At 55.4% G+C, this 16780-nt stretch carries 13 protein-coding genes; 5 read left to right on the top strand and 8 right to left on the bottom strand.

The features are described 5' to 3' along the window. Window position 1 precedes the first annotated feature (1 nt). Window positions 2-1126, top strand: coding sequence for a phosphotransferase enzyme family protein (locus AL01_RS08790; protein WP_077397175.1), 1125 nt, complete (start codon window positions 2-4; stop codon window positions 1124-1126). A 4-nt stretch (window positions 1127-1130) separates the two neighbouring features. Continuing rightward, window positions 1131-1703 (top strand): nicotinamide riboside transporter PnuC, encoded by a 573-nt coding sequence (gene pnuC, locus AL01_RS08785; RefSeq protein ID WP_077397174.1) that lies wholly within the window; start codon window positions 1131-1133, stop codon window positions 1701-1703. Window positions 1704-1728: 25 nt separating this feature from the next. On the opposite strand, the gene AL01_RS08780 is transcribed toward pnuC, so the two are convergent. The 4 genes from AL01_RS08780 to AL01_RS08765 are packed head-to-tail and all read right to left on the bottom strand — an operon-like array spanning window position 1729 to window position 7849. Then, window positions 1729-2082: a hypothetical protein gene (locus tag AL01_RS08780; RefSeq protein ID WP_077397173.1), complete on the bottom strand. Its 354-nt coding sequence runs from the start codon at window positions 2080-2082 to the stop codon at window positions 1729-1731. A gap of 26 nt (window positions 2083-2108) precedes the next feature. Beyond that, window positions 2109-3596, bottom strand: a complete 1488-nt coding sequence (locus tag AL01_RS08775) for an efflux transporter outer membrane subunit (protein ID WP_143280756.1) — start codon at window positions 3594-3596, stop codon at window positions 2109-2111. 2 nt (window positions 3597-3598) lie between these two features. Continuing rightward, window positions 3599-6742, bottom strand: coding sequence for an efflux RND transporter permease subunit (locus tag AL01_RS08770; protein ID WP_077397172.1), 3144 nt, complete (start codon window positions 6740-6742; stop codon window positions 3599-3601). Window positions 6743-6748: 6 nt separating this feature from the next. Beyond that, a complete protein-coding gene (locus AL01_RS08765) occupies window positions 6749-7849 on the bottom strand; it encodes an efflux RND transporter periplasmic adaptor subunit (RefSeq protein ID WP_229709369.1) in 1101 nt (366 codons plus the stop codon). Between the two features lie 336 nt (window positions 7850-8185). Between AL01_RS08765 and AL01_RS08760 the strand changes: the two genes are divergently transcribed. Together AL01_RS08760 and AL01_RS08755 are read left to right on the top strand one after the other, a co-directional pair. Then, the gene (locus tag AL01_RS08760) at window positions 8186-8815 is read left to right on the top strand and encodes a TetR/AcrR family transcriptional regulator (RefSeq protein WP_077397171.1); all 630 of its coding nucleotides are present in this window, start codon (window positions 8186-8188) and stop codon (window positions 8813-8815) included. A gap of 171 nt (window positions 8816-8986) precedes the next feature. Further along, entirely contained in the window at window positions 8987-10411 is a 1425-nt protein-coding gene (locus tag AL01_RS08755) for an amino acid permease (protein ID WP_077397170.1), read from the top strand. Between the two features lie 113 nt (window positions 10412-10524). Here AL01_RS08755 and phoU read toward each other — a convergent pair whose 3' ends face one another. The 4 genes from phoU to pstC form a co-directional block, all read right to left on the bottom strand. Then, window positions 10525-11250 carry a phosphate signaling complex protein PhoU gene (phoU, locus tag AL01_RS08750; protein WP_077397169.1) on the bottom strand — a complete coding sequence of 242 codons (726 nt, stop codon included), beginning with the start codon at window positions 11248-11250 and terminating at the stop codon, window positions 10525-10527. Between the two features lie 17 nt (window positions 11251-11267). Then, window positions 11268-12074 (bottom strand): phosphate ABC transporter ATP-binding protein PstB, encoded by an 807-nt coding sequence (pstB, locus tag AL01_RS08745; RefSeq protein ID WP_077397168.1) that lies wholly within the window; start codon window positions 12072-12074, stop codon window positions 11268-11270. 20 nt (window positions 12075-12094) lie between these two features. Then, the gene (gene pstA / locus AL01_RS08740; RefSeq protein ID WP_143280754.1) at window positions 12095-12913 is read right to left on the bottom strand and encodes a phosphate ABC transporter permease PstA; all 819 of its coding nucleotides are present in this window, start codon (window positions 12911-12913) and stop codon (window positions 12095-12097) included. 86 nt (window positions 12914-12999) lie between these two features. Beyond that, window positions 13000-13944, bottom strand: a complete 945-nt coding sequence (pstC, locus tag AL01_RS08735) for a phosphate ABC transporter permease subunit PstC (RefSeq protein ID WP_077397166.1) — start codon at window positions 13942-13944, stop codon at window positions 13000-13002. A 261-nt stretch (window positions 13945-14205) separates the two neighbouring features. Here pstC and AL01_RS08730 point away from each other — a divergent pair, with 261 nt between their 5' ends. Continuing rightward, complete coding sequence (locus tag AL01_RS08730) at window positions 14206-16710, top strand: glycosyltransferase family 2 protein (protein ID WP_077397165.1); 2505 nt, start codon at window positions 14206-14208, stop codon at window positions 16708-16710. The last annotated feature ends 70 nt before the right edge of the window (window positions 16711-16780 follow it).

Raw genomic sequence — 16780 nt, 5'->3', positions numbered from 1 at the left:
TATGTCGGCACGCCCCCTTGGTCTGGAGAGTGGTTATAATGGCTGCGTCTGGCCCTATTTGACAGACAAAGACATAACCACACTTCTGCCACGCTGGGGCGTCCAGCCGGACCGTAATCCGCTGCTCTGGCACAGCCGCCGTCCTTTCTCTTCCTCGGCCATCATAGCACTGGACGATGGCGGACGGTTGTTTCTCAAACGACACGGGCAGGCCCTGCGCTCTGCAAATACACTGACAGAAGAACACCGCTTCACTCGCCATCTGGCTAGGCAGGGCCTGCCCGTCTCTGCCCCTCTACCCATGTTGGATGGACAGACAGCTCTCGCCACACCTGATTATACTTACGAGGCCTTCCCCCTCTTTACCGAGCAAGACGCCTATCGAGGGCTGGATTCTTGGCGGCCTTATCACAGCACGCACCAAGCGGCGTCCAGCGGCACGCTTCTAGCGCAGTTGCATCAAGCTAGTGAGGCCTATCAAGCACCGCCACGCCACAATCCTCCACTCATCTCAGCACGACATCCCCTGCTGGGTGATAAGCTAGCCGACAGTCTGATCCCGTGGGCCGCAGAACAGAGCGGACTAGCCGCCTTCTACACACCTGCCTCACTACAACGGGATATCCTACCTTTACTGACCCCCTTTCATGAGGCCCTGCATCCTCTACTTCCAGATGATCATCCACTCTGGGGACATGGAGACTGGCACGGTGCCAACCTACTCTGGCGCATAGAAGGACAAGACATCACGGCTGCCCGTGCGTTTGATTTTGGTATGTGTGACCAGACCAGTGCCGCCTTTGACCTCGCTGTCGCCATAGAACGCAGCTTCATCAACTGGCTGGACCCAGACGGCACCCCAGCGGTGCATGAGGAGCAGCTTCTGGCCTTCATACATGCTTATGATGCCCAGCGGCCCCGCAGCACCGCTGAAAAGCACCTCACCGCCTGCTGGCTACCACTCTGCCATGTTACCTTCGCCCTCTCGGAGATCGCCTATTACAGCGATGTCCTGGGCAATAAAGAGGCTGCTGAAGTTTCCCGGCGGGACTATCTCATTGGTCATGCCCAATGGTTCCATACCGCCAGAGGACAGGCTCTACTCACCTTGCTGAAAGAAAGCTGACCTCATGGAACTGATCGCCGCCCTTCTCAGTGCCTCTGGCGTCTGGCTAACAGCACAACGCCGCATGATCGGTTGGCCCATTTCCCTGCTGGCAACGCTGTTTTATGGCACAGTATTCTTTCAGGCCCATCTCTATGCGGATACGGTGCTGCAAGGAGTATTCAGCATCGCCATCCTCTATGGCTGGGCCTTATGGGCTAGGGAACGGAAAAAACGCATCAACGGGACGGGGCACCTCCCCACCATCCCGGCAGACACTCTTCCGGCCCGGCCTCTTCCCCTCAGTCGGGCCGTACTGGAAACAGGTTTCTTCCTGCTTCTCTCCATCCTCTGGATTTTAACCCTGAAACGCTGGAGTGATGACCCAACCCCTCTGCTAGATGGTGGGCTAAGCGGGGCCAGCCTGCTCGCCCAGCTCTGGACGGCCCGCCGTCACCGGGAAAGCTGGCTGCTCTGGTCCGCCATTGATGTGATTTATACGGGCCTGTTCCTCAACCGCTCACTCACCATTACGGCCCTGCTGTATGCAGGCTATACCGGCCTCGGCCTTTACGGCTACTGGAAGTGGAAACGCTAACGCCCAACAAGGGGCCGCTATCTCCTTACTGATTCATCCGGTCCAGCTCTTCCGGGGTCAGATGCTGAATGCGAATAGGCTTACCGCTGGCATCATAATAAACAATAGCCGCCCCACGACGTTCCGCATAGCCATCTGGCTGACCGCTTTTCTTGCGAAAAAGAAGGCGGTCACGCTCGGGCTGCACGGTCACTTCATCACCCCGTGGCACGAAATGAAACATGCTGTAATCAGCATGAACACGGGGCAGGCTGGAGCGGGGCATGGGCTTCCTAACGATGGTATTAATGTCATCAGCCTGCGCCGGGGCTAGTCCGACCACACCCACCAGCACCATGCCAGCTCCCGCCAGCAGACCGGCCTGTTTCACAAAACGCATATGCCCTCTCCCTTCGACACGACCTCTTATAAATGGCCAGGGGACGTGTCGGTTACACCCCGGCTTTTCCGGCTCCAGCCACCACCGAGTGCACGATACAGGGTCACCATGTTCTGGAACCGTGCCGCCTCGACCATGATACGAGTCTGCTGGGCCTGATAAAGCTGACGTTCCTGCACCAATGTGGTCAGATAACTATCAATTCCAGCATGATAGCGCATACGGGCGAGATCGTAAGCCCGCTGAGCCTGTGTCTCCAACACGATCATATGACCATCTTGCCTGCGATAAGTTTCCCGAGCGGTCAAAGCATCGGAAACCTCCCGGAAAGCCGACTGAATAGCCTTCTGATATTCCGCAACGCTCTGACGCAGCTTCGCCTTAGAAGTCCGCAGGTTCCCTTCGTTAACACCCCATGTCAGTAGCGGAATACTGATATTGGGGGACACACCCCATGTCTCTGCCAAACGAGTGAACAGGCGGCGGAACTGCAGGGAGCTGGTCCCTTCACTCGCTGTCAGCGTCACACGGGGATAAAACGCCGCCCGTGCCGCCCCCACAGAGGCATGAGCCCCGAGCAAGCTATGCTCAGCCGCCATGATGTCAGGCCGCTGTTGCAGCAGATCAGACGGTAAACCAGCCGGCAGGTCGGCAATCATCGTCTGCCGCCCCATAGGCAAGGGAGGCGGCAAATCCGCAGGTAGTGGGACGCCGACAAGCAGCTGCAACGCATGTTCGTCATCCGCTACGGCCCGTGTTTCCTTTTCCTCATCCGAACGAGCCTGCTCAAGTTCCGCCGCACTCTGTGCCAACGTCAGAGCATCCAGCTCGTCATGATCATATTCCAGCTTATTGAGACGCCATGTATCCGCCCTCGTGCGGGCCGTATGATGGGCGAGGTCCAGCAAACGCCGGTCCGCCAACCACTGAATATAGGTGCTCGCCACCTGCGACACGGTCGTGATCCACAGATTCCGTAGATTCTCTGCCGTGCCCAATGTTTGTTGCTTCTGGGCCTGACTCATGTTGCGGATACGGCCCCAGAGGTCGATCTCGTAAGATGAAAACCCAATGGAGGTCTGATAAAAACGCAACGTAGATACGGATTCACCCGCTCCCGGCGCAAAGGAGAACCCCGCAGTATCGGAAGGCCCCGCATATTGGGCCCCTCCTCCAGCCGAGATAGTCGGGAACAGAGCCGCATTCTGCACCTGATACTGCCCCCGTTCAGCAGCCACAGCGGCCATCTGGGCGGCAAGGTCCCGGTTATTGGCAAGAGATAGGCCGATGAGAGCCTTCAGCCGTGGGTCCGTAAAGAAATCTTCCCAACCAAGATCGGACACCTGCTGATGAACCGGCTGGCCCGGTTTAATCTCGGCATCAGCCGGATACGCCTTTGAGACGGCCGGGTCTGGCCGATGATATTTAGGTGCTAAATTACAAGAGGACAGAAGTAAGCTGCCAAGCCCCATCACCCCCGCAAGGACAGCCCTGCTCCTGCTATGCTGCTTCATGCTCATGCGTGGTCTCCTTCCTGCTCTGCCTCGTGCCGTTCCGAAAGTCGCTTGACCTTGAAGAGACGCAGCACAACCACAAAGAACAGCGGCACAAAATAAACGGCCAGCACGGTAGCCGTAACCATCCCACCCACTACGCAGGTACCGATAGCCACACGAGAAGCCGCCCCCGCACCTGTTGCAATCGCCAACGGGAACACACCACAGACAAAGGCAATGGAGGTCATCAGAATAGGGCGTAGACGCTCCCGCCCGGCCTTCAGCACGGCATCCTCCAATGTGTCGCCCTGATCGTAAAAGAATTTGGCAAATTCCACGATCAGGATGGCATTTTTCACAGCCAAGCCGACCGTTGTCAGCAACCCGACCTGAAAATACACATCGTTGCTCAACCCACGCCAGAGTGTCGAGCCAATGGCCCCAAGCACGCCCAGCGGCAGCACGAGCAACACAGCAAACGGAATAGCCCAGCTCTCATAAAGGGCCGCCAAGCACAGCAGGATCACGATAACAGCCAGCGCATAAAGCGGCCCCGTAGCATTGCCAGAAGCTAGCTGCTCGAAGGTCAGACCTGTCCATTCATGCCCAACACCCGGCGGAAGAGTCTTGATGATCTTCTCAATCTCCTCCACCGCCCTACCAGAGCTGACACCCACAGCAGGCACACCCTGAATCTCATAAGAATTCAGGCCGTTATAGTTTTCCACCTTCTGCGGGCCAACAACCCAGTGCCCTGAAGCAAAGGCTGTAAAGGGCACCATGTCCCCTACATTATTGCGGACATACCAACGGTTCAGGTCCTCTGGTGTCATGCGAGAGAAAGGTTCACCTTGAATATAAACCTGTTTCACACGGTCATTCCGGGTGAACTGGTTAACATAAATCGACCCAAATGCCCCCTGAATGGTCGTATTGAGATCCGCATTGCTAATGCCCTGTGCATTGGCTTTCTCACGATTGAGGTCCAACACGAATTGCGGAGCATCCTCCAGCCCCATCGGGCGCACAGCAGAAAGAAGTGGATTTTTGGATGCCGCAGCAAGAAGCTTATTACGGGCAGCAAGGAAGGCCTGATGACCGATATGGCCGTTATCTTCTAGCTCCAGATCAAACCCCGTGGCATTGCCAAGCTCCATCACAGCGGGAGGGTTCAGTGCGTAAATCTGCGCCGCAGGGTCCCCCCAGAAATGCTTCATGATCTTGTTGGCAATGGCCATGCTGGAATGTTCGTACCCCGGCCGCTCATCCCACGGCTTGAGACGGATGAAGAACGCACCGGCATTCTGCCCCTGCCCGGCAAAACTAAAGCCGTTCATGGTAAAGACGGATTCAACATCCCTGCCATACGTCTTCAGCACATAGTCCGTAACCCGGCGGTTAACAGCCCCTGTCTGCGCATCTGTAGCCCCGGCGGGCATACTGATCTGCCCGAAAATGAGAGCCTGATCCTCATCTGGCAGGAAGCCGGTTGGTACCTTCATGAACAAGAAACCAACCAGAACTGTCAGGCCAGCAAAAATGACCATCGCCAGAACACGCAAGCGCAGCATGTGCCGTACCCCGCCGATATAGCGGTTCGTCAGCCGTTCAAACTGACGGTTGAACCAGACAGCCGGACGGAAATGGACCTCATGCTGGGTCGGCTTGAGCATGGTGGCACAAAGGGCCGGTGTCATGACCATAGCAACCAAAACGGAAAGCCACATGGCCGCCACCACCGTGATAGAAAACTGGCGATAGATCACCCCGGTGGACCCGCTAAAAGCGGCCATCGGCAGGAAGACCGCACTAAGAACCAGCACGATACCCACCAACGCACCGGAAATCTCATCCATAGATTCCCGTGCTGCCGCCCGTGGTGAGAGCTTTTTCTCGCTCATCACACGCTCGACATTTTCCACCACCACGATGGCATCATCCACCAGCAGCCCCACGGCCAACACCATCGCCAACATGGTCAACGTATTGATGCTGTAACCCAACACTGACAGGATACCGAACGTCCCCAACAGCACCACCGGCACGGCAATGGTTGGAATCAGCGTAGCCCGGAAGTTCTGGAGGAATACGAGCATTACGATGAAGACCAATGCAATGGCCTCCAGCAACGTCTCAATCACTTCCTCAATGGAATGGGTAATGAAAGGTTCCGTATCCAACGGATAAACAACCTTCAGCCCCTTGGGGAAGAACTGAGACAACTGGGCAATCTTGGCCCGCACAGCCGCTTCCGTCACCATCTGGTTAGCCCCGGGGGCCAGCTTCAACGCCATGGCCGTGGCAGGCTGGTTGTTATAGCGGGATGTAAAATTGTAGCTCTGTGCGCCCAACTCTACATGCCCGATATCCTTCATGCGGACCTGACTGCCATCCTGCTGGACCTTCAGCAGCATACTGTTGAACTGTTCTGGCTCTGTCAGACGAACAGGCCCGATGATGTTTGCATCAAAACCAATCCCCTTACGGGCAGGCAGACCGCCCAACTCACCAGATGCAACCTGAATGTTCTGGCTCTGGATGGCACTCTGCACGTCCCCTACGGTCAGGCCATATTTGTATAGCTTGTCCGGGTCCATCCAAATACGCATGGCATATTCAGACCCGAAGAGCGTGTGATCCCCCACACCAGAAATACGGGAGAGCGGGTCCATCACGTTGGACGCTACATAATCGGAAATATCCTTCCCGTTCATGCTGCCATCTGTGGAGATGAAGCCAATAACAAGCATGAAGTTCTTAGCGGCCTTGGTGACACTCAGCCCTTGGCTGACTACTTCTGGCGGCAAACGCGGCTGGGCAAGCTGCAACTTGTTTTGCACCTGCACCTGAGCAATATCGGGGTTTGTTCCCTGCTCAAAGGTCAGGTCAATTTCCATATGACCGCTGCCATAAGACTGGGCAGACAGATATTCCAGATGATCCAACCCGGACATCTGCTGAAGGATAGGCCGTACCACCGTATTATTGACCGTATCTGCCGAAGCACCGGGGTCATCCACGGCAACGGCGATCTGCGGCGGGGCGATAGTCGGATATTGGGCAATAGGCATGCGAGTGATGGACACGCCACCCACAAGCATGATGATTAGCCCGACCACCCAAGCAAAAATGGGGCGGTCAATAAAGAAACGTGAAAGTGACATCCGCTGTTACTCCAACCCCATCTCGGCCAAATTGGCCTCATAGGGCTTGACCAACGCTTCCGGCCTGACCTTCTGCAACCCCTCTACAATCACCCTCTCCCCGGCTTTCACCCCTTTGGTGGCCATCCAGTTAGAACCAACCGTCTGCCCCAGCGAAACCAGCCGCATATGGACATGGTTCTGCTCATCAACCACCATAACGTATGGTTCACCCTTAGGGGTCCGCTGCACGCCAATTTGAGGAAGCAGCAGCGCATTTGGGTCACTTCCTTCCTTGATGTGTGCATGAACAAACATACCCGGCAGAAGCAGCTTATCCGGGTTGGGCATGACAGCCCGCATCACCAGCGTCCCTGTACCGGGATCGACCGTAACTTCGGAAAGTTTCAGTTGGCCTGTCTGACCGTAACTAGACCCATCAGGCAGCTCCAACGTTACAGCCGCTTCGTTGCCTTTACGTTCCAACTGGCCGGATGCCAGTTCACGCCGCAGGCGGATCATATCTTCAGCGGCCAGATTAACATCCACATAAATCGGGTCCAGCCGTGTAACCACCGCAATAGGCGTGCTCTGGTTGGCCGTCACCAGCGTCCCCGCCGTATAAAGCGTTCTACCGATACGCCCATCAATCGGCGACTGAACATGAGTATAATTGAGATTGACCGCAGCCGTTTCTACAGCGGCCTGCGCCTGCACTACCTCAGCATCCGCCTGCCGGGATGTGGCCAGAGCATTATCATAATCCTGACGGCTAATCGCCCTCGGCCCGACCAATGCCTTATACCGCTTTAGCTGAGCATGGGCACGAATAGCACTAGCCTGCGCTTCCATCAGCCGACCACGAGCCTGATCATAGGCGGCCTGAAATGGTGCGATATAAATCTGATAAAGAGGCTGCCCGGCCTGAACGTCCTTGCCTTCCTCAAACATACGAGCGACCAGAACCCCGCTGACCTGCGGGCGTATCTGTGCTTGCTCGTAGGCATCCGTCCGCCCCGGAAGGGATGTTTCCAGCGGGACACTCTGCGCATGGAGGGTCACAACCGCTACGGACTGCGGCGGCGGGGCGGGCGGAGCTTTTTTCTGGCATCCCGCCAGAACACTCATGCCCAGCAAAGACACGCCGCCATAAAATACCGTTCGGGACAGGCAGACAGCCAATTTTGGGCGGATCATGGGCATAGACAGGCAGGCTCTCTAAAAAATAAACATGGGACAATGGGGCTAGAAGCAACTAAGCCAACCTGCACCATGTATCATCATAAAAAACAAGTGGAGACGGAAACTACTTAGTTTCCTATCTGCCGGTCAATCCCTCCCCCTCCTAACTAGGCCGAAAATCTCATGCTGGAGACATCTTTTCTGATTAAGGCTTGACAGCCCCATGCAAAGATCGGGCAAGAAGTTGGCTTTCTTTATCCATCTCACAGGGAGTGTGGTACTATGCAGCCTCATGATGGCACGGACCGCCGTGAAACCATTCTCCGGGTAGCCTGCACCCTGTTGCAGCAACAGGGTTACCACCGCACTACGATGGATCACATCGCCCACCATGCGGGCATGTCCAAAAAGACGCTCTACCTTTTCTTCCCTTCCAAACGAGCTTTGGTAGAGCAGCTTCTGCTTTCCGAGCTGTTTGTACCGCTAACCCCCTCGCTCACTCCAGAAATCGGAATGGAAGAACAGCTCCGGGCCATGATCTTCAAAATGGCGGACATACTCCTTTGCGAGAAACGCCTTGGCTTGCTGCGGACTATTATTGGTGAGACGAACCGCTCACCCTCCATTCAGCAGCTCATGACTGAACTATTTCACACGGCTGATAGCAAAACGAGCATGCGAAACTGGCTAGATGAGCAGAAAAAAGCCGGGCGGTTACACTTCGACAATGCGGCTGATGCGGCCGACCATCTCTTCGGCCTAACCATTGGAGCACCGATGCTTAGCCGACTCGCCCATTGCAGCCCCGCACGAGATAAGGACAGCCTGCACCACTATCTCGAGGAGGGTTTGCGTATTTTTCTGCATGGCTGCCGCACAACTCCCCCCATAAAAAACAGGGCAGACCAGTAACAACACAATAATAACCTGTTAAGAACTGCTTTCGGGGCACTGCGCATTGGCAAAGCCTTGAGCGTTGTTTATAGAATCTATTCGTAAAACACATGGCAGACCAGACAGAAGCGAAAAGGTACCACCTGCCCGGGCTACGGCCCTCCAGACCGACCATTGCAGGATCATCGCATGACTACTTCTCCTCCCGACCAGAAACTCCCCAAACAGGCCAATGCGGCAGATGAAGGCTATCAAAAAGACCTGAGCCGCCGGCATGTGCAGATGATCGCCATTGGTGGCGCCATCGGTACCGGGCTGTTTCTGGGAGCGGGGTCCCGCCTCCAAATTGCCGGTCCCTCCCTTGCCATCACCTATGCGATCTGTGGCCTGTGCGCCTTCATGATCCTTCGGGCCATGGGGGAGCTGGTGATGTACCGCCCCAGCAGTGGCAGCTTTGTCACCTATGCGCGTGAGTTCCTTGGCGAGGGAGCCGCCTATGCGGCAGGGTGGTTCTTCTTCCTCAACTGGGCCATGACCGGCATTGTCGATATTACGGCCATTGCGCTCTACATCCATTACTGGCCGATCTTTGGCGATATCCCTCAATGGCTGATTGCACTGGGCGCATTGCTTGTAGTCGGGGCCGTTAATCTTACTGGCGTGCGCTATTTTGGCGAGATTGAATTTTGGTTCTCGCTGGTTAAAGTCCTCACGCTGCTCATCTTCCTAGGTGTGGGCGGCTATGTCCTGCTCAGCGGCACACATGTCGGCCCCTATGCACCGGGTGCCCATCTCATTACCGAATTTGGCGGCATATTCCCCCATGGGGTTGTAGCGTCCCTGATGCTGATTCAGGGTGTCGTTTTTGCCTATGCCGCAACAGAACTCATCGGCATTGCCGCCGGGGAATGTGAAAACCCACGCAAGGTCGTCCCCAATGCTGTCAACAGCGTGATCTGGCGTATTGTCGTCTTCTATGTTGGTTCTGTTGCCCTGCTGGTCTGCCTTATGCCGTGGTCGGCCTATCATGCCGGTGAAAGCCCGTTTGTGACCTTCTTCCACAAATTAGGCCTGCCTGCAGCAGACAGCATCATGAACTTTGTGGTGCTGACGGCAGCCCTCTCCAGCCTCAACTCTGGCTTGTACTCCACTGGGCGTATTCTGCGGGCTCTGGCCCTTGGTGGCTCCGCCCCACAGTCTATGGGTAAGCTGAACCGTAACGCCGTCCCTTATGTGGGGATTGGTGCAACACTCTTCATCTACCTCATTGGCGTGCTGATGAATTATCTGTACCCCACACAGATCTTTGAGATCGTGCTGAGCATCTCCTCTCTGGGGATTTTGGGGACATGGGCCACTATCTTGCTCTGCCAGCTACGCCTACACAAAGCCATCCGGCAAGGTCGCATTGCCAGAACAGGGTTTGCCATGCCGGGAGCACCCTATACCGGCTGGCTGACTCTAGCCTTCCTGCTGCTCGTACTGGTCATGATGGCATTTGATTATCCATCTGGCACCATCACAGTTGGGTCCATCCCCGTTCTAGCACTGGTCTTCTATGGCGGGTGGATGCTCCTCAAGCGCAACGATAAAGAGAGCGACTCCGAGGACTAACAATAAGCAAAGTCCCCTAAAGAAAACCCCCGACAGGCTTTGATGCCTGCCGGGGGTTTTTCACATTCATAAAGGAATGATGATCCTACGTTTTGATCCGCTCCAACAGCGAATCAATCGGCATCTTCTCCCAATCCACCGCTCCGGGTCGGGCTGCCGCCACGAGGGCGGGTTGTTGGCAGATTCTCACCTGTCACAGCGTAATAAACACGCTCAGCCACGTTAGTAGCATGATCGCCAATACGCTCCAGATTCTTGGCAATAAAGAGAAGCTCCGTACAAGCACGGATGTTCCGGGCATCTTCGATCATGTACGTTACCAGTTCACGGAACACGGTTACATAATGCTCGTCCACACCTCTGTCAGCGTGCCACACCTCCATGGCCTGATGAGCGTCATGCTCAATAACGGCATCCACCGTCCGGCCCAGATTATCCCGCACCAGACGCCCCATACTCCGCAGGCCGGACAAGGAAATCTGCCCATCGCCTGAAGCTGCCTTGATGGCCTTACGGGCAATAGACGCAGCATAATCGCCAATGCGTTCCAGATCCCCTGTGATCTTGAGAGCAGCAACAATCTCCCGCAGGTCTGCCCCCATCGGGCTACGCAATGCCAGAAGACGGATAACCAACCCTTCCACTTCCCGCTCTAGCTCATCCACTTCCGGGTCGAGGCGTGTGGCTTCCTCGGCTGCTGATTCGTCATGGTCAGAAATGGCACGAAGGGCAAGTTCCACCTGCTCCTCCACAATACGACCAATCTTCACCATCATCGCCCGAAGCTGTTCTAGCTCCTGCTCAAAGCTTGAGACAATGTGAGAACGCTCGTGAGGCATAGGCTCTCTCCCTTCGCTTATCCAAACCGGCCGGTAATATAGTCCTGCGTCTGCTTTTCACGGGGGTTGGTGAAGATACGGTCCGCCGTATCCACCTCCACCAGCCTGCCGAGGTAAAAGAAGGCGACACGATCGGCACAACGTGCGGCCTGCTGCATATTATGCGTTACGATCGCAATGGTGAACTCTTCTTTCAGCTCATCAAGAAGTTCTTCAATCCGGGCTGTGGAGATCGGGTCCAGTGCAGAAGTCGGCTCATCTAGCAGAAGGACTTCCGGCCGAGTTGCAATGCTACGGGCAATGCAGAGACGCTGCTGCTGCCCGCCAGAAAGGCCTGTTGCCGGGGCATTGAGCCGGTCCCGCACCTCATTCCAGAGGGCCACACGGGTTAGCACATCCTGCACACGCTCATCCATTTCCGTCCGACTCAGCTTTTCATGCAAGCGCACACCAAAAGCGATATTGTCGTAAATGGACATGGGAAACGGCGTAGGCTTCTGAAACACCATCCCGATGCGGGAGCGCAACATGTCTAGATTGATGGAATCATCAAGGATATTGCGACCATCAAACATCACCTCACCCGTGGCCCGCTGGCCGGGATAAAGATCATATATCTTGTTGAAGACACGCAACAAAGTGGACTTACCGCAACCGCTGGGACCGATCATGGCCGTCACACAACGGGCGGGGAAATCCAACGAAATGCCATGCAGGGCATGGTGGCTGCCATAGTGGAAGTTCAGGTCCCGCACTGCAAGGGCCACATCCTGAGCAGGTGCCTTACCTGACGGCTCGGCAGACGACATCGAAGCAGGAGTCATGAAAATCTCTTCCCTTGATTTCAGTGACGGGATGAAAGCCGCACGGTGATGTTGATGATCAGCACACCAAAAGTCACCAGCAGGGCACCTGTCCAGGCCAGCTGCACCCAATCCTCATAAGAGGCACCAGCATACTGGTAGATGGCAATAGGCAGACTAGCCATAGGGCGGGTCATATCTGTGGACATGGTCTGGTTGCCCAGAGAGGTGAAAAGCAGCGGGGCTGTCTCCCCTCCCATACGGGCTAGAGCCAACAAGATACCAGTCGTCACTCCCTTACGGGCAGACCGCAGACACAGGAACAGGATGACACGCCAACGAGCTGCACCCAGAGCCGCCCCGGCCTCTCGCATGGCTGTCGGAACTAGACGGAGCATATCCTCCGTTGTCCGTACGATGAGAGGTAGGGCCAGAACAGCCAAGGCCACCGCTCCAGCAAAACCTGAAAAATGACCAAACGGCACAACAAAGAGCTGATAGATAAACAGGCCGATCAAGATAGATGGGGCGGACATCAGCATGTCGGCAACAAACCGCACGGCACTGGCAAAGTGATTCCCTTTGCGCCCATATTCGGAAAGATAGATGCCGCACATCAACCCGACCGGGGCGGCCATCAGCAGGGCAAGGCCCGTCTGCAACACACTGCCCACAATGGCATTAGCCAGCCCGCCGCCAGAGCCGGGCGGCCCCATTTTATGCGTCAGCGTCGCCCATGAAAGGCCCACCAACCCACGGCTAAGCAATGTCCACAGGATGGAGGCCAGAACCAGCAGCAGGATACTCCCCGCTGCAATGCTGACACCCGTTGCTACATAATCCAGCAACTGTCGCCGCATGGCCTTACGGCTTGGACGCCATTGTCCCGGTTCGGAGCCGGTACTGCCTTCCTTACCAGCAGAGGCCGGAGAGATTACAGGTGCCGTCATTGACGTTTCCCTCTGAGACAGCGTGCCAGAATCAGGCTGACACAGGAAAGAAGCATAAGAATGAAGCCCAACGCCATAAGAGAGGAAAGACGCAAAGAGCCTTCCGGACTTTCCGGAAACTGAAGGGCGATCAAGGAAGCTACGGTACTGCGTGGCGCAAACAGGGACCAACCAACCGTTGTCACATTACCAATGATAAAGGTCACCGCCATGGTCTCGCCCAGCGCACGCCCCATGCCCAGCACAATGGCCCCGATCATACCATTGCGGGACCACGGCACGACAATCTTGCGCATCATCTCCCAGCGCGTTGCTCCCAGCCCATAGGCACTTTCCCGCAACATGGGGGGAACAGCACTAAACACATCCACCATGACAGCCGTAATGAAAGGAGCGATCATCACCGCCAATATAATGCCGGATGTTACAAGCCCTGTTCCCACAGGCGGGCCGGACAAAAGCGACCCCACGATGGGTGTGTGGCGGAAATGGTGATTAAGGAACGGCTGCACATCACGGGCAATGAAAGGGACGATCGTCTGGAATCCCCACATACCGAATATGATGGATGGCACAGCGGCCAGAAGCTGGATGGTGGTTCCCACAATGGAAGAAAACCGCCCTGAAGCAATGTAGGTCAGCCAAAAAGCTGTCCCGAAGGCCATGGGGACGGCGATCAACATGGCAATGAGCGTACTAACGAGGGTTCCCAGCAGAGGAGCCAGAACCCCATATACATCCTTTACGGGATTCCACGATGCCGTGGTGAAAAAGGAGAGGCCAAACTTGGTAAAAGCCTGCCAGCCTCCTGTCGCCATCAGCAGGATCAGCCCGCCCAGCATGGCTAGCACCAGTAGCGAGCAGAGCAGAAGCAACCCATGAAAAACGGTATCAAACCCCGCTCTACGGTGTGATGAACGCGATACGGGCGTCATGCGCATGTGTCCGAAGCCTTGACCGTTTCAACTGCAGCGACATTCCTTACTGATGCAGGATGCCTCCGCCTTCGTGCATTACCGCCCCTCTTCGCAAAGAACAACCGTCAGAAAAAGCGATTATCCCACTTTAAGGGGTGGAACTGCCCGCTTTTTTCTATATTCCCCATTCTGGAACAGAAAACGCCATGTGCCTGGCATAGAAATATTGCATAATTATGAAACGCCTCTCTTTCGTCGGGCCTTGTTGAGGAGGAGAAGAAGACATTGCCTACAGACCAGTTCCGCGGTTTTGTTGATACTATAGACAGCCAGAGCGGCATCATAAGTGGCTGGGCTGTCAATCTGCACAACCCGGCTCGTGTTGCCCTCCTTCATATCCTGATGGATGGTCAGGAAGTCATGCAGGTTCTCTGTGACCTACCTAGGGATGATGTCCGCCAGGTACTGCGGACTGCCAGCAATAAGCTGGGCTTCCGGTTTAAACTCCCTCAAGAGGCTTTTGATGGCGAGTCTCATGACATCTCCATCCGCTTTGCTGACCGCACTGCTCTCCTTTTGCCCAATGAGGATAAGCCTGAAGAAGGCCACGAATCCTTTCCCTTCTCCTTCACGCCACATACTGAGTATCAAAGCTGCGTAGATGGCATCTCCGAAGGTCTTCTGCGGGGGTGGGTCATCTCCCGCAACCATCCGAACGCTGACTGGTCAGACAATGTTGTCGTGTCTGTCCGAATTGATGGTGTGCCCGTTGGGACCATCCGGGCCAACTGCTACCGGGGCGATGTTGCCGAGGCCCTGAAAGGACCACCTAACTGCGGTTTCGAGCTGCCCATCCCTCAGCGGTACCATGACGGCCTCTCCCACGAGATCACCGTTACCAGCATGCCGGATGACATCCCGCTATCTGGTAGCCCGCTGCTCACATCTCTGGCAGACGACCAGCTGACCACCAAACTCGTGCAGATCGAAAACAGCATTGCCGCTCTGCACCAGCAGCTGACAGCCCTGCGAAACACCACACGCTCGCTGATCCCCCGCAAGCCGCTTAATCTCCAGCATTATGACAGATGGGCGAAAAGCTATTACCCCCTTCTGCGGGAGCAAACAGCTCTACTGCGCAAGGCTCACCCGCTGAAGAAAGCACCGCTCGTCTCCGTCCTCTGCCCGACATGGCGGCCGGATGAGGCTGATTTCCGGGCGGCTATCGAATCCATCCTGAATCAGACCTATGAAAACTGGGAACTTATCCTTGTTGATGACGGTAGTCAGTGTGAGCAGACCAGAGACCTGCTTAAAGAATATCGCAAAAAAGATGCACGGATCCGCACCTTCTCACTAAAGGTGAACCGGGGCATTGCCGGGGCCACCAACAAGGCCATTAGCCATGCCAAAGGTGACTACATCGCCTTCTTCGATCATGATGACCTGCTGGTCGATGTGGCTCTAGAACGCATGGTGCGTGCTGCGTTGGAAACTGGGGCTAAGCTACTCTATTGCGATGAAGACAAAATAGACGCCGGTGGCCACTTCCTCGAGCCGAACCTAAAACCGGCTTATGACTACCGCTATCTTTTAGGCTGCAACTATATCTGCCATCTCACGTTTATGGAGGCAGAGACAGTCCGTCAGGTAGGGTTGTTGGAAAGCCGTTATGACGGGGCGCAGGATCATGATTTCATCCTCCGTGCCGTAGAGATCATCCCGCGTGAGGCTATCCATCACGTACCGGAGATTCTGTATCACTGGCGCAAGACACCCAATTCCACTGCCAGCAATATCGGCAATAAAGGTTATGCCGTCCAAGCTGGCATAAGCTGCGTTACAGACCACCTGAAACGCAAAGGAATTGATGCTACTGTTTCCTCTGTGGAGCGTCTGAGCCTCTATACCGTTGACTGGCCTTTTGTCGAACGGCCGTCTGTCAGCATTATCATCCCATTCCGGGATCAGCTGGACATGACACGAAACTGTGTCGAGTCTCTTCTAGAAACACAGACCTACAGCCAGTTTGACATCATCCTTGTGGATAATTTCTCCGTTCAGAAGGACACGCTGGCATGGCTGGAGGAGATCAGCGCACACCAGCAGGTCAGCGTTCTACATGTAGAAGAGCCTTTCAATTATGCCCGGCTCAACAATCTGGCCGCCAAACAGAGCCAGAGCGACCTGCTGCTCTTCCTCAACAATGACGTCATCATTACCCAGCCCGACTTCATCAAAAAAATGGTGCTGGAAACACTGGCCACACCGAATGTCGGTGCCGTAGGGGCACGGCTGCTCTATCCTAACGGGACTATCCAGCATGCTGGCGTGGCTGTCGGGCCGGATGTCATCGGGGTGCATGTTCATCGCCTCCAGTCATCCAAGGACTTCGGCTATATCGGTCGGCTGCGCCTCAACCATGAAGTAACGGCTGTCACTGGGGCTGCTCTGCTGGTGTCCCATCCACTCTTTGATGAAGTCGGCGGCTTTGATGAAGCCAACTTGGCCGTAGCCTATAATGATGTCGATCTCTGCCTAAAAATCCGGGATAGCGGACACCGCATCATCTTCTGTGCGGAGGCAGAGGCTGTCCACCATGAAAGCTACTCCCGAGGAAGTGACGACCGCCCAGAGCATGAAGCCCGCTTTTTCAATGAAAAACAGGTCATGCTGGAGCGATGGAAGGACAATCCGCTCTTTAAAAAAGATCCGGCATACCCACATTATTTCCGACAGGATCTGCGGACCTTCTTTGACCTCCGCGCCCCAGAAGATTTATGGTCCTGAGGGTAGGAAGTTTGGGGGAGTCCCTCCCGGTTTCTAAAAGGTTTTTCTCCCTTCCATAAAGGAGGGGAGA

The sequence above is a fragment of the Bombella intestini genome, assembly GCF_002003665.1.
Classification (GTDB): domain Bacteria; phylum Pseudomonadota; class Alphaproteobacteria; order Acetobacterales; family Acetobacteraceae; genus Bombella; species Bombella intestini.
This window is presented reverse-complemented; position numbering and strand designations above follow the sequence as displayed.